Annotated in this window: 24 protein-coding genes; 15 read left to right on the top strand and 9 right to left on the bottom strand. The window is 42.7% G+C overall.

What is annotated here, in order from left to right; all coding sequences use genetic code 11:
- Positions 1-837, top strand: coding sequence for a hypothetical protein (locus KRP56_00540; protein ID UAL07791.1), 837 nt, complete (start codon positions 1-3; stop codon positions 835-837).
- On the opposite strand, the gene KRP56_00545 is transcribed toward KRP56_00540, so the two are convergent.
- Positions 809-1,525: an RNA methyltransferase gene (locus tag KRP56_00545; protein UAL07792.1), complete on the bottom strand. Its 717-nt coding sequence runs from the start codon at positions 1,523-1,525 to the stop codon at positions 809-811. The two genes, KRP56_00540 and KRP56_00545, sit on opposite strands and share 29 nt — an antisense overlap.
- 51 nt (positions 1,526-1,576) lie before the next feature.
- Between KRP56_00545 and KRP56_00550 the strand changes: the two genes are divergently transcribed.
- From KRP56_00550 to KRP56_00575, 6 genes are read left to right on the top strand one after another with little or no spacing between them, the layout of a single operon-like run.
- Positions 1,577-2,323, top strand: a complete 747-nt coding sequence (locus KRP56_00550) for a phosphopantothenate/pantothenate synthetase (protein UAL07793.1) — start codon at positions 1,577-1,579, stop codon at positions 2,321-2,323.
- Positions 2,324-2,333: 10 nt separating this feature from the next.
- Positions 2,334-3,572, top strand: a complete 1,239-nt coding sequence (locus tag KRP56_00555; protein UAL07794.1) for an adenosylhomocysteinase — start codon at positions 2,334-2,336, stop codon at positions 3,570-3,572.
- Entirely contained in the window at positions 3,517-4,710 is a 1,194-nt protein-coding gene (locus tag KRP56_00560; protein ID UAL07795.1) for a glycosyltransferase, read from the top strand. Before KRP56_00555 ends, KRP56_00560 begins: the two co-directional genes overlap by 56 nt.
- Positions 4,711-4,746: 36 nt before the next feature.
- Positions 4,747-5,667 carry a carbohydrate kinase gene (locus KRP56_00565; GenBank protein UAL07796.1) on the top strand — a complete coding sequence of 307 codons (921 nt, stop codon included), beginning with the start codon at positions 4,747-4,749 and terminating at the stop codon, positions 5,665-5,667.
- Positions 5,668-5,682: 15 nt separating this feature from the next.
- The gene (locus tag KRP56_00570) at positions 5,683-6,210 is read left to right on the top strand and encodes an adenylate kinase family protein (protein UAL08402.1); all 528 of its coding nucleotides are present in this window, start codon (positions 5,683-5,685) and stop codon (positions 6,208-6,210) included.
- Positions 6,201-6,845 carry a CDP-alcohol phosphatidyltransferase family protein gene (locus tag KRP56_00575; GenBank protein UAL07797.1) on the top strand — a complete coding sequence of 215 codons (645 nt, stop codon included), beginning with the start codon at positions 6,201-6,203 and terminating at the stop codon, positions 6,843-6,845. Before KRP56_00570 ends, KRP56_00575 begins: the two co-directional genes overlap by 10 nt.
- Here KRP56_00575 and KRP56_00580 read toward each other — a convergent pair whose 3' ends face one another.
- Both KRP56_00580 and KRP56_00585 read right to left on the bottom strand, forming a co-directional pair.
- Positions 6,846-7,883, bottom strand: coding sequence for a DNA primase large subunit PriL (locus tag KRP56_00580; GenBank protein UAL07798.1), 1,038 nt, complete (start codon positions 7,881-7,883; stop codon positions 6,846-6,848).
- A gap of 36 nt (positions 7,884-7,919) precedes the next feature.
- On the bottom strand, positions 7,920-9,530 hold the full coding sequence (locus KRP56_00585) for a radical SAM protein (GenBank protein ID UAL07799.1): 1,611 nt from the start codon (positions 9,528-9,530) through the stop codon (positions 7,920-7,922).
- Positions 9,531-9,631: 101 nt separating this feature from the next.
- Here KRP56_00585 and KRP56_00590 point away from each other — a divergent pair, with 101 nt between their 5' ends.
- On the top strand, positions 9,632-10,981 hold the full coding sequence (locus KRP56_00590) for an NADP-dependent malic enzyme (GenBank protein UAL07800.1): 1,350 nt from the start codon (positions 9,632-9,634) through the stop codon (positions 10,979-10,981).
- A gap of 110 nt (positions 10,982-11,091) precedes the next feature.
- Here the strand turns inward: KRP56_00590 and KRP56_00595 are convergent, their stop codons facing one another.
- The 4 genes from KRP56_00595 to KRP56_00610 all read right to left on the bottom strand — a co-directional run bounded on the left by KRP56_00595 (position 11,092) and on the right by KRP56_00610 (position 12,726).
- Entirely contained in the window at positions 11,092-11,667 is a 576-nt protein-coding gene (locus tag KRP56_00595; GenBank protein ID UAL07801.1) for an SAP domain-containing protein, read from the bottom strand.
- Positions 11,668-11,672: 5 nt separating this feature from the next.
- Positions 11,673-12,209, bottom strand: a complete 537-nt coding sequence (locus KRP56_00600) for an inorganic diphosphatase (GenBank protein ID UAL07802.1) — start codon at positions 12,207-12,209, stop codon at positions 11,673-11,675.
- Positions 12,210-12,278: 69 nt separating this feature from the next.
- Positions 12,279-12,548, bottom strand: a complete 270-nt coding sequence (locus KRP56_00605) for a translation elongation factor EF-1beta (protein ID UAL08403.1) — start codon at positions 12,546-12,548, stop codon at positions 12,279-12,281.
- Positions 12,549-12,558: 10 nt separating this feature from the next.
- Entirely contained in the window at positions 12,559-12,726 is a 168-nt protein-coding gene (locus KRP56_00610; protein UAL07803.1) for a zinc finger domain-containing protein, read from the bottom strand.
- Between the two features lie 94 nt (positions 12,727-12,820).
- Here KRP56_00610 and KRP56_00615 point away from each other — a divergent pair, with 94 nt between their 5' ends.
- From KRP56_00615 to KRP56_00635, 5 genes are all read left to right on the top strand, one after another.
- Positions 12,821-13,690, top strand: a complete 870-nt coding sequence (locus KRP56_00615; GenBank protein ID UAL07804.1) for an ARMT1-like domain-containing protein — start codon at positions 12,821-12,823, stop codon at positions 13,688-13,690.
- A gap of 49 nt (positions 13,691-13,739) precedes the next feature.
- On the top strand, positions 13,740-14,777 hold the full coding sequence (locus tag KRP56_00620) for an NDP-sugar synthase (protein ID UAL07805.1): 1,038 nt from the start codon (positions 13,740-13,742) through the stop codon (positions 14,775-14,777).
- Positions 14,777-15,787, top strand: coding sequence for a kinase (locus tag KRP56_00625; protein ID UAL07806.1), 1,011 nt, complete (start codon positions 14,777-14,779; stop codon positions 15,785-15,787). Before KRP56_00620 ends, KRP56_00625 begins: the two co-directional genes overlap by 1 nt.
- Positions 15,780-16,811 (top strand): HAD-IIIA family hydrolase, encoded by a 1,032-nt coding sequence (locus KRP56_00630; GenBank protein ID UAL07807.1) that lies wholly within the window; start codon positions 15,780-15,782, stop codon positions 16,809-16,811. The genes KRP56_00625 and KRP56_00630 overlap by 8 nt, the downstream gene beginning before the upstream one ends.
- A gap of 70 nt (positions 16,812-16,881) precedes the next feature.
- On the top strand, positions 16,882-17,616 hold the full coding sequence (locus KRP56_00635) for a glycosyltransferase (GenBank protein ID UAL07808.1): 735 nt from the start codon (positions 16,882-16,884) through the stop codon (positions 17,614-17,616).
- A 2-nt stretch (positions 17,617-17,618) separates the two neighbouring features.
- Here KRP56_00635 and KRP56_00640 read toward each other — a convergent pair whose 3' ends face one another.
- Positions 17,619-18,653: a kinase gene (locus KRP56_00640; protein UAL07809.1), complete on the bottom strand. Its 1,035-nt coding sequence runs from the start codon at positions 18,651-18,653 to the stop codon at positions 17,619-17,621.
- A 214-nt stretch (positions 18,654-18,867) separates the two neighbouring features.
- Between KRP56_00640 and KRP56_00645 the strand changes: the two genes are divergently transcribed.
- Both KRP56_00645 and KRP56_00650 read left to right on the top strand, forming a co-directional pair.
- Positions 18,868-19,230, top strand: coding sequence for an acetolactate synthase (locus KRP56_00645; GenBank protein ID UAL07810.1), 363 nt, complete (start codon positions 18,868-18,870; stop codon positions 19,228-19,230).
- Between the two features lie 34 nt (positions 19,231-19,264).
- On the top strand, positions 19,265-20,191 hold the full coding sequence (locus KRP56_00650) for a branched-chain amino acid transaminase (protein UAL07811.1): 927 nt from the start codon (positions 19,265-19,267) through the stop codon (positions 20,189-20,191).
- A gap of 39 nt (positions 20,192-20,230) precedes the next feature.
- Here the strand turns inward: KRP56_00650 and KRP56_00655 are convergent, their stop codons facing one another.
- Entirely contained in the window at positions 20,231-20,677 is a 447-nt protein-coding gene (locus KRP56_00655) for a GtrA family protein (protein UAL07812.1), read from the bottom strand.
- Positions 20,678-20,721: the final 44 nt, after the last annotated feature.

Consider the following 20,721-nt stretch of genomic DNA (forward strand, 5'->3'; position numbering starts at 1 on the left):
ATGACAGGTGTTGCCGTCATAGGATGTGGCGGTGGAGGATGTAATATCGTATCGGATCTTAGGTCCAGCTGCGAAATAATACCTGTTACGATAAATGTTGCCAAACGTGGTAATGATGTGACCATACCAATGGATCTGGGCGATATGACGGATTGCAGAGGGGATCCGATACTTGCTTGGACCTTGACAATGGATCATAAAAAGATGATCTTGGATACAATGGTCGGTAATTCGGCGATAATAACGGTTGCAGTATTGGGGGGCGGAGTGGGATCGGGTTCGATGTCAGTGGTCCTGGAATGTGCAAAAACACTTAAGTTAACATCTATAGCGATTGTTGGTATACCTTTTTCTGTAGAGGCCGGTAGACGTAAGGCTGCATTAGATCAACTTCAGGATGTGATAGGTGGTGCAGACCGTACCATAATATTCGATATGGACCGTACCATAGTTGCAGTTGGCGGGGATACAAACATACCTGCGATATTGAACAAGATCAATGTGCTCATGTGTGATGCTATTTGCAGGATCTCAAGTCTCCTCGATGGTCCTTTTTTTAGTTTGTTTTCGGAGAAGGCGTATACTGTGGCCTATGCTGATTCTGCAGATCCAGAAAAGGCAGCGATGACCGCAATAAGTAATGGTTACACTTCTACCGATCCTTCGCATGGCAAGATAATAATCGATACGGATTCAGAGTTTTGGCCACAGGATATCGATCTGATATCAAATGCGGTGTGTAACAAGACCGGAATTTTTCCTGAGGTGGTTTCACAGAATAAAGGTAAGGGACACGGTATGATGATGTTCATTCCCATTGCTTACCGTACTTTATGATCTTGGCGGCATCGCCGAAGACACCCATAATAGTATTGTACTCGTATTTTGTTGGAATCGAACGTCCCATCATTCTTCTAAACATGATCGCAGTCATTTCCCTTCTATTCTCTGGATAGTCGATGGCCTCCATGAGGTCCACGAAGAAGTCGAACATGAGCTCCTTTTCATTATGATCTGCCGGCTCTGCTTTTCGGTCAATAGACTGTGCTTGAAACATCTCATACATCACAAGTGTCGCAGCATGAGAAAGGTTTAGAATTGGATATTCATTGCTCGTAGGTACAGTTATCAAAAGGTCACATTTATTGAGTTCTTCCTGTAATAATCCAATATCCTCACGTCCAAAGATCAATGCTATTTTTTCTTTATAACCACGACATTGCTGGGCAAATTCCCTCGCAGGCACTGGTACACGAGTATAATTCTTATCGCCTTTTGTTATTATGCCGCTTGTTCCCACGGTAAGGAAGCAATCTTTTACAGCGTCATCAATAGAAGTTACAATTGTTGCATTATCTAGAAGGTCATTTCCGTGTTTTGCTCTACGGCGAGCATCATCACCAATTTCGCAGGATGGATTCACAAGATAAAGTTCGGTGATATCAAAATTAGACATCGATCTTGCGATAGCACCAATGTTTCCCTCGAATTTCGGACCTACCAATACAACGCGTATCTCAGGCATTGTCACGGTTCAGAACATAAATCTATATCAATTGTAGCCTTATGTGAGACCGTGAGCACTCCTATAGATCATCCAAGATACAAGTCTCTCATGGTAAGAGAACAATTGGCAGATATGGTGGATAAAGGTTTGGTGAATAAGACCGGATTAATATCTCACGGTAGAGGGGAAGCATTCGATTATTTGATGGGCGAGCACTCAATAGGACCTGCGATAGAAGCTGAAAAGGTCGCGGCTGCTTATTTATTGAGGGCAAAGAATCCAGTTGTTTGCGCTAATGGTAACGCTACGGTTCTAGATCCAAAGAATATCATTGCTTTGGTAGACGCGGTACCTGCTAAATTGGAGGTCAATATCTTTCATCGTTCAGAAGAAAGGATGGAGGCCCTGATAGGTTATTTGGAGTCTCAAGGTGCAAAGAATGTATACGGTCGTAATCCGAATTCGAGAATTCCAGGACTCACATCCGATCGTGCACTTTGTACTAAGGAAGGGATTTTTGAGTGCGATGTCATTGTAGTTCCCATCGAGGACGGGGACCGTGCAGAAGCGCTCGTAGCAATGGGGAAGGTAGTTATTTCTATCGATCTGAATCCGTTATCAAGGACGTCCAAGAAAGCAACAGTGTCTATATCGGATGAGATGACACGTGCGCTTGAGAATATAATCGGATTCGTGAATGAACTCAGAGGCAAGGATGAAGAGATCGCCGAAGTGATCTATAAGTTCTCTAATTTGGAAAATCGTAAAAGAACAGTTGAATGCATATGCGATTCATTGATGTCAGAATTTAATTAAGGGTGATTTTTTGGATGATTTATTGAGAAAGGGAAGCCTCAGGCTTCATTGGGCCAGTGAGCACATGCCTGTGATGAAAGAGATCAACAGGAGATTTGAGAAAGAACAGCCTTTGGCAGGTTTGAAAATTGGAATGGCTCTTCATACAGAAGCGAAAACAGGGATACTTGCCATTACACTTGCGAATGCAGGAGCCAAGATATGTCTTGCAAGTTGCAATCCTCTTTCCACCGACGATTCGGTTTCTTTGGCACTCAGGGAAGAGTACAATCTAGAAGTTTATGCAAAGAAAGGGGAGACGCAAAAGGAGTACTACAGCAATTTGAATCATGTTCTGGACATCAAGCCTGATTTTGTAATCGATGACGGAGCCGATCTCATAACGATGGCACACACCAGTCGCAGAGATGTTCTTTCCAATATCAAGGGTGGCAATGAGGAGACCACCACAGGCGTGGTCCGTCTTAGAGCCATGGCCAAAGACGGTAGGCTTGAATTTCCTGTACTTTCTGTCAATGATGCAAAGATGAAGTACCTCTTTGATAACAGATACGGGACGGGGCAATCCGCATTTGACGGATGGATGAATGCCACGAATCTGATCGTTGCGGGAAAGGCCTTGGTGGTAGCTGGTTACGGCTGGTGCGGAAAAGGTGTCGCGATGAGGGCCAAAGGCATGGGAGCGGACGTCATAGTATGTGAGATCGATGCAATAAAAGCAATCGAAGCCAAGATGGACGGGTTCCGTGTAATGAGGATGATGGATGCTGTAAAGGAAGCAGACATAATCATGACGGTCACCGGATGTAAGGACATTCTAAGATCAGAGCATTTTGCGGTCATGAAGGATGGTTGCGTTATGGGGAATGTAGGTCATTTCGACAACGAGATCAACAAGTCCGATCTAAAAGCCGCTTCAAAAAGTGATCTGCAGGTCCGTGATTTCATACAGGAGTATGAGATGAAAGATGGACGCAAGCTATATCTCATCGGAGAAGGGCGTCTTATGAACCTTGCTGCTGGGCAGGGGCACCCTGCTGAGATAATGGATACAAGTTTTGCCACACAAGCACTCGGAATAGAATATGTGGTGAATAATTATTCAAAAATGGAAAATAAGGTCTATGATGTTCCCGTTGAAATGGACTATGCGATTGCCAGGATCAAATTGAGATCCATGGGCGTACAAATCGATGAGATGTCAGAGGAGCAGGAAAAATACGTTTGTTGTTGGCAGGAAGGAACTTGATATGCGAATAGCGGTCATGACGGATAGTTATCTGCCTACAAGGGACGGGGTCGTAACGGCGGTCACTACCCTCAGAAAGACCCTAGAGGACCTTGGACACACAGTCTTCGTAATAGCTCCCGATCCAGGAGAAGAATATCGTGAAGATGGCGTGATATATTTCCGTGCGACCAAGTTTAAGAAATACCCAGAGTACTACCTTCCAATCTTTCCCTCGAACAAGAGAGAGATAATAGAATCTTTGAATGTAGATATAATCCACATTTATGGGGTGACATTCATGGCTTTAAAGGCCCTCATCGTGTCACACACGACACATGTTCCCACGGTCATGACATATGTCACCAATGTAGTGGATGCATTGGAATTTTATTCTCCTTTGCCATTACCGCTTCCGATGCAGAGTAGGCTTGCATGGATATACATTCGTAATGTATTGAAAAGACCCAGCTGCATCATTGCATTAACGCCTTCCACGGTTAAGGAATTCGAGGATAACGGTATCAGGACAAAGAGGACCGAGATAATACCCATTGGTATAGACATCAGACATTTCACAGAAGGTCTGGACGGTTCTGAGATAAGATGCAGATACGGTCTTGAGAACAGCCGTGTCGTTATACACGTTGGAAGGGTATCTTATGAGAAGAATATTCCTCAGGTAATAGATGCAATGAGGTTCATGCCAGAGGATGTAAAGCTTATGGTGGTCGGTAAAGGACCTGCATTGAACGATATAAAGAAGCATGTTGAGGAATTAAAGCTGTCCAATCGTGTGATATTTACTGGTTTTGTGTCTGATAAGGAGCTCCCATTGCATTATGCGGCCTCGGACATAGTGGTTTCCGCATCAAGGTTCGAGACACAGGGATTGACGATCGTAGAGGCGATGGCATGTGGCATACCAGCAGCATGTGCGTCCGGCAGAGCTTTTCTAGATGTCATCAAAGAGGGTTATAACGGGTATCTGTTCGATGATTCTGCAGAAGAATGTGCAAAAGCGATGACCGAGTGTCTGAATAACAAAGCTGAGTTGCAGGCAGGTATCCGTGAAACAGCTGTAAGATATTCTACGGATGTGGTCGGTAAGGACCTCGTCACATTATACGAAAGCGTCGTAAGCAATAGATCCGATTGAGTAATTTCTAATATTGCTGTCGACATATGAAGTGTCATGTCAGAGGGAAACGTGCCCTTCCTTTCTGTGTACGGGCACATCACAGTAGACCAGATAATATCTGTAAAAAAATTCCCAGGTCTCAATGAGACCGTGGATGTCATTGAGAAGAAGACAGTCCTTGGCGGTACTGGAACCAATATTGCTGTTACAGCAGCAAAGCTTGGTGTTCCTACAGCGATCTGTACGTTTGTGGGAGAAGATTTTCCTCCCAATTATGAAGGATTTATGAGAGGGTCCGGACTTATAATGGAAGATTTTGTGAAGGTAAGTGAATATGAGACCTCTCAGGCTATAATAATTAACAACGAGCAATTGGAACAGAAGGTGGTCTTCTATCAGGGGCCTATGGGAAGCGCAAGTAAGTTGGGGAAGATGCTTACAAGCACGGCCTCAAGATCAAAGTATGTTCATTTCTGCACAGGTGAGCCAGAATACTACATCTCAATAATGAAACAGCTCGAGGGTAAAGGCATCAGTATCGCATTGGATCCTGCACAGGAAGTTTACAAAATGTGGGATGGAGACAAGATAACAAGAGCACTCGATCACTGCGATTCTTTATTCTGCAACGATTTTGAAGCAAAGGTAATTGAGAATTATCTTGACATCGGGGACATTCTTTCCATAAACCTGCCGATAATTGTTCGTACCCTCGGAGAAAAGGGCAGTATCGCAAAGATCGACGGGAAGTTGTATGAGGTCCCAGTCATAAAAGCAAATAAGTTCGTTGATGCCACCGGTGCCGGTGACGCATACAGGGCCGGATTTTATGCAGGGCTTTATCACGGATACAGTGCGGTGGATTCTTTGGTCATCGCTTCTTCTGTGTCTTCGTTCGTTGTTGAAAAGGTAGGGGCGCTTACCAACACTCCAACATGGGACCAGGTAATTGAACGTGCGGAAAAATATATTTGAGTGTGAAAAATGCCTTTGATAGCGTTAACAGGAACACCAGGTACAGGAAAGACATCAGTGTCCAATGAGCTGAGGTCCAGAGGATACAAGGTAATTGACATCAATCAATATCTGCGTGAGCATTCTCTTTTTGGCAATAAGGACATTGCCAGAGACACATATGAGGTCGACATGGATAGGTTGAATGAATCATTGAAAGAGTATCTTGATACAGAAGAGTGCATCTTCATGGATAGCCATCTCTCCCATTGTCTTGATTGCCATGAGATAATAGTACTAAGATGCTCTCCTAAAGTACTTGCTGACAGGTTGAAGGCAAGAGGATACGGGGAGGACAAGGTCAGAGAAAATGTTCAGGCAGAAATATTGGATGTGATACTCTGCGAAGCGACTGACTCGGATATACCAGTTCATGAGCTGGATTGTACTTGTGGATGCGTTTCTGAGGTCGTTAACACAATCGTTGATATTATTAATGGCTTGGACGATGACCATATGCCCGGAAATGTAAACTGGTCCGAGGAGATGGACGAATGGTTTTAGACTCGAAGAGAAGTACTGTTGATTTTGCAATAACGCCTGTTGCGAAAAAGCTCATCAATGTGAATCCGAACACGATCTCATGGATCGGGCTCATTCTGGCATTCTTATCTGGTCTTTTACTGTACTACAGTTATCAATATCATTGGTTTTTGCTGTTGGGAGCGTTGCTGGTGATAGTATCTGGCTATTTCGATGCTCTTGATGGAAAGGTTGCCAAGCTGTCAGACAAGGCATCCAAGAAAGGGGATTATTTAGATCACGTCTTCGACCGTTATGCAGATATCTTTATGATAGGTGGTGTTGCGGTAAGTGCTTGGTGCAATCCGTATTTAGGTATTCTGGCACTTGTTGGTGTATTGCTTACTTCCTATATGGGCACTCAGGCACAGGCCATCGGCGCACCGCGTTTGTATTCAGGTCTTCTCGGGCGTGCAGATCGTGTTGTGCTGAGCACGCTTTTCCCAATAATACAATTGATAATGATCCTGGTGGGATATCCTTACATCGTCATAGGGGACATATCCGTATCTTGGATGGAAGTGATGATGATCTACTTTGCGATAGTTGGAAACGCTACCGCGATCCAGAGAGCAATGATCACTTGGAAGAATCTCAATAAGGCCGACGGGGAATGATCATTCTTCCTTTTCAGGTCTTTTGAAATTTCCAGATTTGATCCTGTAATATGTAAGCGGATGATTAACAGAATAGCGGGTGCAGATTTCATCCGGATCAAAGCATAGTCCATTGGTTTTCATAGTGGAACATTCGGGCGGAGTATATCCTTCTGTCCCAGATAGTTCTCCAGTTATGTGTTTAATTTGATAACTCGACTTCGATTCATCAAAGTCAGGTGATTGCGAGAAGAGTGAGATTATACCATCATAATTTACACCGAGGGCATGAAGGAAAGACACTAGGGCGAATCTTGCGCTATGTGGAAGATTCATGCCATTTTGTGCATTGGCAAGTATTGTTCTAATACACGGTGGTAGATATTCTGGAGTCATTCCTTGTCCCCCGGTCGGACTTAACCTATTCTTGGTCTCGGTAAGTTTCATGCTTACGTGATCTACGTCCTTTTGCAGAGGTTTTCTAAGATTATCAGGTATGTTGAGAGGTAATTCTGACTCAATTCTCTCTTGGAGAGCGGTCTGTAGGAGACGACCGAATTTTTCACGTTCCATAGAGACATTTCCGTTCTTCACATCCATGTTTATGAGTTTCCATTCAACTGCTTTCAGTACGCATGAATATCTCAAGTAATCTGGAAATGGTATGGAAACCTTGGTATCTCCATCAGGAAACGATCTTACTTCTAGTTCTTGAGAGATCAAAAGTGAAGATTCGGGGTCTCCTTTTAGAAGCTCATACATTCTTGATGCCTCGGCAAGAGCATATCTCTTTGTTAGAAATCTATCATTGACAAGAGATACGAGCATCCTTGCATAAGGATAGCTCAGAACTTCCATTAGGCAGGCATAGTCATTCGTCAAAGGTATCTCGGACACCTTGTGGCTGTCTATGGCGTCGATGACCCTTTGTAGGCCTCTTTTTCTTGCATCAGAATATGAGGGTGAGGTCAGAAGTGATTCGATATCGGCATTGTGCTGTTCAGCGAATTCCGCAGACGAGCTAAGGAACGGATATCTTGCCGCCCTGATAGTGTCCATACATGCAGAATACATTAATGCTAATTGAATTTGATGTCATTTGAAGACGATAAGATTTTTAAGTCCGCCGATAACGTTGCGGTCCTCGAATATTTTATCTAATTCATCCATGTCATTAAATGGTCTCTTTACCACAATATTGGCCGCTCTTTTCTTTCCTATACCGGGAAGTGCTTCGATTGCAGACATAGGCATGGTGTTGATGTTGAACGGATACGAGATGCCCGTCACAGATCTGAATCCCCAGTCCGTTATTAGGATATCATAATTGGTTTCAAGTTCCAATTTATACGGGACTCCCACGAGGATAGGATATGAACCGATCTGGCGTCCGAATGTAACATTGCCATCATGCAATTCCATCCATACATCTTTGAGGATCGTGCCGCGCGGGACCATGCGTTCTAGCATTACATGATCTATGTTCTCTCTTACATCCTCTTTGAATTTTTTAAATTTCCTTTGATCTATTTTAACTTTGAATTCTCTCCTTATCGGAAGTACCTGACGTATGTTTATCCTTCTGATTATCAGGCCCTCATCTCTTATTTTTTCCAGGAGTTCCATATCGGCCTTGTATGTTTTGGTAGTTTCACCATCCAATCCGCAGATTACATTTATCCCAGGCAATAGTTTTGGCAATCCCGTGTCACCTTTCTCTCCGCCGATCTTGTTGATCATTCTTACCGCGGTCATTATTTGGTCAGGACCGCTGTTAAGATTATTCTCTGATATGACGATAGGGTCTGCGGATTCCATTCCTAATGCCAGTATGTTTCCTGAAGTACAACAATCAGCTATTGTTTTGAGTATCAGTTCAGATTCTTCTCGGTGAGATGCTATTACTGCTGGATTGGCATTATCTACATGTATTGTCTGAAAACCGATAGCTTTCAATCCGTTGAATAGTTTGGATATGGCTTCAGGGTTTGGTTTGGGTATCTCGGAGGTATCCAAAGAACCGTAGGATATTATACAGGTCTGTCCGCCGATCCTTATGTTCCTCACACCAAGGTCCTTAAGGCATTGAGCTTCGCTCAGTATGTCTTCTGGAGATCTCATTAAAGGCTTTCCCTTCAGGGGTTCGATGCAGAAGGAACATCCGCCACTTTTGTATCTATGACATCCCCTATAGGATTCTATTTCGACCATTAGGGGATGAGGATAATCCTGATGTTGTTTGACTATTTTCGCGCCAAGAAGCATCCATCTGTTCCATTCTTCTAGTGTTCTCAATCTTTCTCCAACTTCTTTTCCGATCATTCCATCGTATAGGGATGCAGCGAGGTCCTTTTTCACTTGAAAATCAAATTTTTCAGCGACCTTCGTATTGGCTGCCGAGCCTCCGACAAGTTTCCATCCTTTTAATTTAGGGACCAATTCATCCATTTCTTTCAGGGACATCGGCATTGAACGCAGGTATTTTCCAGGTACCGTATTGCCAGAAAGCAGAACACTGACATCAACATCAGGCATCTTTTTTCCTCTGCGGATCATATCTATCGAGATGTATTCGACATCTGCACCCGCGTCGATTGCTGCTCCAGCGACCGCTCTTATCATAGGGGATATGTACGGCGGTACACCTAATGCAGCGGGATCATCGATATATCCGTCGATTATGGCCACTTTGATGTCATTACTCATGGAACTCGAATATAAATCAAGTATAAATATGAATACCGTTATGTGGCTGATTGCAAATCGCAAATAAACTACGAATTTCGTAGAAATTTGGAGAATCGATCATGGTTAAGAGTAAGGAATTAACGGTTGAAGAGCGCCTTGAGCTGGCCAAAAAGCCCGGAAAGGACGCAATGGTTATGCACAAATATTACGGCGGTAAAATCGAGACCGTTCCGAAAGCTTGCATAAGGTCATTTGATGATTTTGCCATTTGGTACTCTCCTGGTGTAGCTGAACCTTGTAAGGATATAGCAAAAAATCCAGACATGGTATATGAACACACGTGTAAGTGGAACACCGTCGCAGTGGTATCTGATGGTACTCGTGTTTTGGGATTAGGAGACATAGGACCAGAGGCGGCCATGCCAGTCATGGAAGGGAAAGCCATGCTTTTCAAATATTTGGGTGGTGTGGATTGTGTCCCCATCTGTCTCGATACAAAGGACCCTGACAAGATCATAGAGACCGTTAGGCTTATCGCACCTTCTTTTGGTGGAATAAATCTAGAGGATATCTCCAACCCAAAGTGTTTTGACATCTTGGACGAGCTTAGAAGAGATTGTAAGATCCCCGTTTGGCATGATGATCAGCAAGGTACGGCCACGGTTGAGGTCGCTGGAGCTATAAACGCACTCAAACTCGTTGGAAAGAAGATAGAGGATGCGAACATTACGGTGATTGGTGCTGGAGCGGCATCCATAGCTATTGCAAGGCTTTTGCTTGCAACAGGGTTCAAACCAAGTCATCTATGCATGTGTGATTCCACAGGAATTCTGAACAATGACAGGAACGATGTAGAAGGTTCCTTTAAACAGAAGTGGGAGATCTGCAAGAAGACCAACGGTGCAGGAAAGACCGGCGGTATGAAAGAAGCCATGAAAGGTGCAGATATTGTGATAGCAGCATCTAAACCAGGGCCAGGAACCATCAAGCCGGAGTATTGTGATGGAATGGCGCATGACGGTATAATATTCGCAACAGCGAACCCAGTACCTGAGATATGGCCATGGGAAGCTAAAGAGCATGGTGTAAAGGTCTTCGCTACAGGGCGTTCCGATTTCCCGAATCAGGTCAACAATTCAATGGGATTCCCGGCCATCTTCCGTGGTGTGTTGGACGTAAGGGCAAAGACCATTACCGATGAAATGTGTTTGGCAGCGGCAACAGAACTTGCAAAATGTGCTGAGGAAAAGGGTCTGTCAGAAGAATACATCATCCCTAATATGTCAGAGTATGAAGTATTCCCAAGAGAGGCTGTGGCAGTGGCAATGAAGGCTCAACAACAGGGTGTTGCGCGTTTGAAATTATCCCGTAATGAATTGTATGAAAAGGCCGATTATATGATCAGCAGATCTAGAGGACTTACGAAGAAGATGATGGAAGACGGATTCATAAAACCATATAAAGAATGATTTTTTGGGGGAGAAATCCCCCATCTAATTTGTTTTGACGACAATATCAAAAGGATGTTATGAGAAAAACAAAAGAGTGTAATTCTCAGTTCTCATTTGACCAAATTATGTTAAAATTTGTTTTTTATTGCTGAAAGGTCGGATCTTGCATATGCATGGGATCCGTTTTGTTTCTTTTTGTAATTCCAGCAATCAACGGCATTTTGCAGGGTCATTTTTTTGTTATCTTTAAAAAATTCTCTCACATATGTGTTGTATTCAAATTGTTTTCCAATATCGGTTTTTCTATTCTTTATATCAATTTTGATAATATGATAGGCCGTTATTGAGTCTCCATATGTTTTTTCTGGGTTGGATCTTAACCAATTTAAGAACGGAACGTTAAATGAGAATCCTTTGATCTGTTCAATAAAGAATTCGCGACATTTTTGTGAACATACAGGGTTCGGTCCAATTATCATGTCGAGGGAATAATCTCCTATCTTGTTTTTTTTGGAATGATGTTTTATTGTTGATCTTTCCCCAGTATCTAAATAAATTGCAACTCTTTCTACCAGTTCCGGTTTGTTGCCAGTGGTTTGGAGATTTTCTTTTTTGCAAAAATTGACAAGTTCTTCTTTGAGAAAATATGTGGACAGGAATATTTCTTTTTTCAAATTCCTGTCCAATAAGGGTTTATCTATCATGGAATTCAGTAGCCCAAGAAACCCTTTTTATAGGATTCTATGGCGCCATGAACAATTTTCTTAGCTTCTTCTGCACCAATTATCTCATCAACAGCAGTTTGTTTTTTCTCTAATGCTTTGTAAACAGTAAAGAAATGTGCCATCTCATCGAATATGTGCTGTGGGAGTTCAGATATATCTTTGTAGCCATTGTAGGTGGGGTCGTCGAAAGGAATCGAAATGATCTTTTCGTCATTGGCTCCATTATCTATCATTTTTATCGCGCCTATGGGGTAGCAATGTACTAACGTCATAGGCTGGATCGATTCCGAACACAGTACCAATGCATCAAGTGGATCTTTATCATCCGCATATGTTCTGGGAATGAAGCCATAGTTTGCCGGGTAATGTGTCGAAGTGTACAAGATGCGATCTAATTTGAGAAGACCTGTTTCCTTGTCAAGTTCATATTTGTTCTTGCTTCCTTTCGATATTTCCACTACCGTCATAAAGTCGTCGGCGGATATCCTTCTAGGATCCATATCGTGCCAAATGTTTGCCATGTGATCACTCAAAATTAAAAGCTATCAGTTATCAAATAAAGTTTATGGGGGCCATCCCCCGCGGTTAGTTCAGAGAACTGTATTAGAAACGCATTCAACGTTATCAATACCTTCGATTGAACGAAGAGCATCTTCAACTTTGCTGCCTATCGATTCATCTGAATCGTCAATTACAAGACCCACTTTAACTTTCATTAGGCCGAACGCTACAGGTACGATTTTATGTTCGATAATCCTGACGCCTTTGGGCATTTTGTCTGGAAGTGCCGCAATTACTTTCTTTAAATCGATTTCTGTGCTCGCTGGCATGAGGTCGTATTCTGCTACTATTTGTCCCATGTCAACACCCTTAAGGTCCGATGAACCCGCATTTTTTGCACTCGTATGGAACGCCCTGGTCGCGGCACTGGTCGCACCTTCCAATCTCAGTATCTCCACATCTGGGGCACTTGAAGTAGGTGTTGCCTTGGCCGATAAGCCTCTTACCGCACGAAGAGCATATCTTGTCTGCTGCCATATTTGAGCGATACTTTTTATTGTATATAAAGGCAAAGGATGGTTGGTCAAACATCTATGAGAACTAATTAATGTTTGTTTGATCATTGAGAAGTATGCGGCCTTATTCTGATTGTGTTCCATGTTTGTTAAAACGGGTGCTATTCCAAGCGCGCCTATTGGATAATGATAAGGATTTTGATGCTGTTCGTGCGGCATTGAAGGTGTATGCAGAAAAGATAGATACTGCAGAAAATTCGGCAAAATTGGCAACAGCAGTTCATAGAAGTGCTTATGATGCCATGGGAGTGGAAGATCCATATTTCGAATTAAAAGTGCGTGCAGATGATATCGCCAGTAAGTATATGGAAAGATTAGAGAATTTTGTGGATTCGTCTGATGACAGGTTCGCTGCAGCGGTAAGAGTATCGATAATAGGTAATGTAATGGATTTTGGTTCGGGCATTGCAATCGACGATCCCGACGAATTCGAGGGCGAATTCGATTCTTTATTGGAGCAAGGAATCGCATCAGATGAGACCCAACGGCTAAGGGCGTTTGTGGATTCTAGCTCAACGGTCATTTATTTTTTCGATAATTGTGGTGAGGATCAGTTTGATAAAATATTGATCAGAGAACTAAGAAGAATGGGTAAGCGGGTTGTTGGTGTCGTAAGAGGGAAAGCGATACTTAACGATGTGACCCTATCAGATGCTGAACGTATAGGGTTGGATAAAGAGCTTGATAGATTGTTGACATCTAATGCATTTTCAATTGGTGTGGACATGAGTAAAATAGGCGAAGATCTGAAAAAAGAGATCTCCGATGCAGGAATAATCATTTCAAAAGGAATGGCAAATTATGAGTCTTTGTCCGATGAGGACCTATGCATACCCATCGCTTATCTTATGAAAGCTAAATGTATTCCTGTGGCTAGATCGCTAGGCGTGTCTGTGGGGGACAACGTTGTCCGTATTCAGACATAACTGTCGGTGAATTTCTTTTAATAACAAATCCTATCCAGGTGAAGATAAGATGGCGTCTGAAGTAAAACAGGCGGTCATAATGGTAGGCGGTCAAGGAACAAGACTGAGGCCTTTGACCGAGACCAGGCCAAAACCAATATTGCCCGTATTAGATAAACCTTGTTTGAGGTACCTCATAGAATCATTGGTGGAGGCAGGAATAGATGATATCGTTCTTGCTTGTGGATACAGATCTGAACAGTTGGTCAAGGCCATCGGTACAGGTTCTGATCTAGGAATAAAGATAGAGTATTCTTATGAAGATGAGCCCCGCGGTACGGGTGGCGCGATAAAACTAATAGAGGATAGGTTAGACGACATCTTTGTCGCTGCCAATGGAGATGTTTTTGCCGATATTTCCATAAAAGGTGAGATAGATAGACACATTTTTACAAATTCTGCTGTTACAATGGCATTAACATCAGTCAAAAACCCATCTGAATTTGGTATAGCTAGATTAGATGAAACAGAACGTATAATTGAATTCAAGGAAAAGCCTAAACCTGAAGAAGTTTTTTCCAATCTTGTTAATGCTGGGGTGTATGTGATCAACAAAAAGGTCGTCGCGGACATCCCTAAAAATCAATTTTATGATTTTTCAAAGGACCTTTTGCCGAAACTCATGGCAAGAGGAGACAGGATACAAGGTTATGTCATCAATGGCATATGGAGGGACGTAGGTCGTCCCTCAGATTTATTGGGTGCAAATTTGGCGATGGCCTCTCTCAAATATGGTGAATATCTATGGGGGGGCAAGAATATTCAAAGGTGTGATATTAGAAAACCATTCTATCTTGGCAAAGGTTCTCAGATGACAGATACTAATATCACAGCATCTGTGATTTTGGCAGGATGCACCATTAAGAATAGCAAGGTGACAAATTCTATGATGATGGATAATTGTAAAGTGGATAGTGCCAAGATAGACAACAGTATTCTTGGAGAAGGGTGCATTGTAAAAGCAGGTGCAACACTTTCAAATTGCGTTCTCGGGGACGGGGTAATCATCAAGGAGAATGAGGTCGTCACAGAAACCAAGGTGGCTTAATGGTCGAGTATATAAGGGCGAGGGCGCCCCTCAGAATTGGATTCGCAGGGGACGGTACTGACCTGGAACATTATACAATTGAAAATAAGGGATGTGTTGTAGGTGCTACAATCGATAAGTTCGTTTATTGTACACTGATGTCTCGCAATGACCATACAATGTCTGTTCATTCTACTTGTTATGGCAGATATAAGGCACCTTTGAATGGTCATTTGGAACTTGATGGAAAAAATGATCTGATAAAAGCTGTTGCCAACCATTTTGATATCAGGAATGGTTTTCAGATAATATTACATACAGATGTGCCTGCAGGATCTGGGCTTGGAGGTTCTTCTGCAGCACTGACGGCGGTCATTGCTGCCGTCTCCAATTGGATAGAATCAGATATTACAAAAAATGATATGGCCAAATTAGTGTACGATCTTGAGAAGGAAGTAATAGGGGTAGCTGGAGGAGAGCAAGATCAGTTCGAATCAGTATTCGGAGGATTTAATATGCTCGAATTTGAGAATCATCACGTCGACGTGGAGCCGTTGGGAATGGACCCCGATATCCTTAACGAATTGCAATGCAGGTCGGTTCTTTGTTATGTAGGTAGACCTAAGCAGTCCGAAGAGATAATAAAGGCTCAGGTGAACGATTATGTCAACGGCATCAATGTTGAAGCTCTTGCCCATTCGAAGCAACTCGCAGTACAACTGGCAAATGCAGTCAAAGTAGGTGATTTTGATAAAACTGGCGAGTTGATCGATAAATCCTGGGAGTGTAAGAAAAAGCTTTCTAGGAATGTTACCAATCACGATGTTGATAAAATGATAAGGGTCGCAAAAATGAACGGTGCCATCGGAGGAAAACTTACAGGCACTGGTGGAGGTGGATTCATGTACCTTCTTTGCGAATATGATTTAAAGGTGCAAGTCGTGGAGGCATTGAAGTCCAAAGGCGCGATGGTAACAGACTTCATGTTCGAGCCGAATGGGGTAAATAGTTGGAGAAGTAGAAATGAATGATCTTATTTTAGCCGAATTAAAAAGAAGTTCAGAAGTAATTGCTAACATAGATCCCGTCCATATCAGAAAAGCAGCTGATATGGTACTAGATTCGGTAAGACAGGGAGGTCAGATAATATTCATGGGCAATGGTGGATCATCTGCTGATGCTCAGCATATCGCGGCCGAATTCTCTGGTAAATATGCTTTTGACAGACCGGCAATGGCAGGGGTATGTCTTTCAAATATCGCGCCCGTGACAGCAATAGGTAACGATTATTCATACGATCTTGTTTTTAAGCGTCAGATAGAGGCCATATGTAGGAAAGGCGACATCGTTGTTGGGTTATCCACTTCAGGTAATTCTAAGAATGTGATACTGGCAATGGAAGCAGCTAAGAAAAAGGGTGCCAAGACGATTTCTTTTACAGGAGACCAAGGTAAGATGAGAGAGATGGCAGATTTGGCCGTAATCATCCCAACAAAGGAAACTCCCAGGGTCCAGGAAGGATATCTTGTCGCTTGTCATACCATGTGCGGCATTGTTGAACGTGAGATGTATGGCGAAAAGACGGTGTTAGTGGATCGAGACGGCACCATCGTCATGGATGTTCCATATTGCGCCGATCCAGATAAGATTCAACTTTTACCGGGTTCAGCTAAGGGCATTAAACAGCTTAACGATGCTGGATACAAAGTCATTGTTGTGACAAATCAGTCAGGCATAGGAAGGGGCTTGGTAACTCATGAGGATTTGGCAAAGGTCCACGAGAGACTTTGTCAGCTCATAGAGGCCGAGGGAGGGCATCTTGATGGCATATATTATTGTCCGCACCATCCTGATGATAATTGTGGATGTCGTAAGCCTGCCATAGGGATGGGAGAAAAAGTTTTCATAGAACATCCTATCAATCCAACTGCATCATACATGATTGGAGATTTTGATCGTGATGTTCAATTTGGAATGAAATTGGGTTTAAAAACATTCTTAGTGGATGAAAAATTCACATTTGTAGAGGCTGTAAAAGAAATCCTTAAAGATTAATTCTCGATCGAGGAATTTTTTTTATCGCAGATATAAAATAATGGTTCCATGTTCCTACATTCGGTATTTTATGGTCGGAACATGTACAGTGGTCATTCCAACATATAACGAAGAGAAGAACATCGTTAATATGGCTAAATGTCTCAGGGAACAATATCCTGATTTTTATATAACATTCATGGATGACAATTCCACTGATCTTTCCAAGCAATTGATAGAGGAATTGGCGGATCCGAAAACCAAACTTGTGACCAGAAAGCCCGAGGAAAGAGGATTGGCCGCAAGTGTATTGCAGGGTATTGTTGAATCGGATACAGATTATTTTATGACGATCGATTGTGATTTTCAGCACCCTCCGAGTGCATTAGGGGAAATGTTCCAGAAGATGGAATGCGGATGTGATCTCTGCATCGGTGTAAGGGAAGACAGATTTGCACTGGGATTTGTTCGTTGGGCTGGTTCCTGGGGATTTAACATCTTTGCAGATCTATATCTGTTGTGTCACAGAAAGAAGATTTCCAGGGATGTTATGAGCGGGCTTATCGCAGGCAGGACGGATATTTTTATTCCCGTCATAAAAGAGAATTGGGGAGAATTAGAGATGCAGGGGTGGAAAGTACTTCTGGATCTTCTTAAGTTTGGGCCTCGTGATTTGAAAATTTCAAAAATATATTATAAGTTTGGTAAAAGAGTAGAGGGAGAATCTCATATAAGCCCTCGCGTTGTAGCCACCACTTTTCATCAATGTGGTGTGTTTGGGAGATTCTGTTCAAAGGTGTATTGTAAGATCAAAAAGATAAAATGAAATCATAATGTCGATTCTGGGGGTTTATGATCTTTTCCCCTCCAGGACCTGACACCATCTGGATCGAACATAAAGTCTGTAAGTTCGGCTCCTGCTTTCTTCAGGGCTTCTGCGACTATTGGTTTTTTATCGTATTTACAAATGAAGTACATGAATCCACCACCGCCGGCACCTGATACTTTCCCTCCGATGGCTCCGTTATTTTTTGCTATGTTATAGAGCTTATCGATATGCTTATTCGATACATTGCTGGAAAATTGTTTTTTATATCCCCAAGATTCGTCGAGCAATTTTCCTGTTTTCTCAATGTCTCCGCTTCTTAGGGTCTCGCCTATATCAACGGCTAATGCTTTTGAATGGTCAAGGGCATCGATATTGGATCCTTTTATTGACGATTCGACCTGTGTATTGATAATGTCTGCCGATTCTCTGGAAATCTTTGTATAACAGAGTACCGAACGGCATTGGAGTTCATTTACTATGTTTCTCTCTATGTGAACAGGTCTGACCTTTACACAGTTCCTATCAATGTCTATAAAATTGAATCCTCCGAAAGCGGCCGCATATTGATCTTGTTTGCCGCCTTTGAGTCCGATCACTTCTCTTTCTAGATGATAAGACAAGCCAGCTATCTCATCTTTGGTCATATCTTTGTCAATCCAATTGGCAATCGCGGAGATCATGGCCACCATCATGGTGGATGAGCCACCTAAACCAGAGCCAGCCGGTACATCAGAGTGGATAAGCATTTTAAAACCATGATCAAGTTCAAAATAGTTAGCGACGGCCTTTATAAGATCCATATTTCCATCTAGTTTAAGTGGTCCGTTCTTTAACGAGGCTTTGTATCTGCCATAATAGCGAGATTCAACCGTCATTTCTTTACCGCTGACCGGTGTTAAGGTGCAATACGCATACTTGTTGATAGTGGTATTAAAAACGCATCCTCCTTTTTCTGATGCGTAAGGATCGACATCCGTCCCCCCTCCTGCAAGACCTATCCTGAGTGGTGCTTTTGACCTTATGTATTCCGTCATCTGATTCCCATCCAAATTAGGAGGCGGCGTCTGAATGCGAGGGCCTCCATGCATCCCATTTATTGTGCCTGTATGGCTAAAGGTAATAAAGATTATTGCTCAAAATATTCTTTTAATTATGTCCGTTTTTCAATGATATTATAATTTTAAGATTCCTAGAAGAACGACTATATCAAATACGGGCACGAATATTCGCGTCTAGGAGAGTGTGAATATGCACGTAATTTCCTTGATAGTCAAGAATGAGTTCGGCGTTATGCAGAGAGTAATGGGTGAGTTCACCCGCAACAAAATCAACGTCGAGACCATAGTAGTTGGAAAATGTGAACTTTCCGGAAAATCAAGGATGGTGCTCTCTGTGATAGGTAAAGAGGCAGCAGAGACCGCAATCGGTAGGCTTCAGAAACTTCAGGATGTTTATGAGGCTGAACTGATCCCCGAGTCGGGGCAGTCAGCATATGCCCTTATTTCCACTTCCAATGGCAACGTAGGTGTTGTTGGAGGTTCAGCACAGGTTGAGGAGATAATCGATCGTAGTAAGCCTGAAAAATACGTTAAGGCTTTGAATGCACTTTAATTTAGGTTAATATAGTAATCACGGAGGAATAGTAATGGATAAAACAGAGTTTATCTGGTTAGATGGAAATCTTGTTAAATGGGAGGATGCGCGCGTCCACGTTCTTGCTCATGCTTTGAATTATGGAACTGGGGTCTTTGAGGGGATAAGGGTCTATCAGACACCAAAAGGTCCTGCCATATTTAGATTAAAGGACCATGTTAGAAGACTTATGGATGGTTGCAAGGTCATGGGTATAGATCTTGAATTCGGAGGTAAGACATATGGGTTCGAAGATCTTATGGAAGTTATAAAGAACACAGTTAAGGCGAACAAGAATGTCGATTATGTTAAGCCTTGTGTTTTCCTTTGCGGGGAAGAGGTTGGACTTAATCCGGTCGGTGTTCCTGCTAGTCTTGCGATCACTTGCATCCATATGGGTGCCTATTTGGGTAAGGCAGGAAGCGATGGAGCGAAGGTTATAACATCCTCATGGCAAAGGCCCGACAATCTTTGTGGTCCTGCAGGAGCCAAGGTCAATGGCGCCTATGTCACATCATGTCTTGCAAAAAGAGAGGCCGTTCGTCAGGGAGCCAATGAAGCAGTCATGCTGAACTCGGTTGGTCATGTTGCAGAGTGTACGGGTGAGAACATTTTCATCTACAAATATGGCAAGATCCTAACTCCCTCTTCTGCAGAATGTATATTGGAAGGAATAACCAGGAAGTCGATAATAGAGGTCGCGCGCGACATCGGCTATGAGGTTCAGGAGACAGAGGTCACAAGAACCCAGCTTAACACAGCTGATGAAGTTTGGATGACCGGAACCGCAGCGGAGGTCGTTCCCGTGACAATGGTCGATGGAAGGATCGTTGGAGATGGAAAGGTCGGAGATGTTGCAAAGAAGATCCATTCAAAGTTTCACGACATTGCTACAGGCAAGGCTCCCGAGTATGCCGACTGGTTAGACTACATAAATTGAAATTTAACTAAACCACTTAATTTTTTTGATTTAATTATCTCATGAGATCATGTCTTTAGGATTACGTTTGAAAACATAATATTTACTAAAGATCCAATTCAATGCTATCTCGAGTATGCTGGTGGTAATCTTTGCCATGAATCCTGCAGTTCCAAACAGACTTTGATCAAGTCCGAGATCGTACAGTATCGGGAATAGGATTATAGCTATGACACCAGTAAAGATTCTTGCTCCGCAAAATGAACAGAATTCCTTTGCCAATACTGTTTTTTCTGTACATCTGCTACAGAAAACAATCCATTTGTTAACTGCAAAAGCGAAAAAGAGTCCGCAAATCCAAGAAAGTATGTTACTGACGTTCAGTTCCATACCGAGCCATACAAACAATGCGTAGGTCAGCCATGCTACAAGTGTGGTAAATCCCCCACATATTATGTAGAGTATGGCTTCTCTATGTTTTTCCATAAGACCGCCTGTATAGTTCATTCAGTGGCACCGCCTTAGGTAGCAGATACAGTCAACCAATAAAA

The sequence above is a fragment of the Candidatus Methanogranum gryphiswaldense genome, from assembly GCA_019262145.1.
GTDB classification, from domain to species: Archaea; Thermoplasmatota; Thermoplasmata; order Methanomassiliicoccales; family Methanomethylophilaceae; genus Methanogranum; species Methanogranum gryphiswaldense.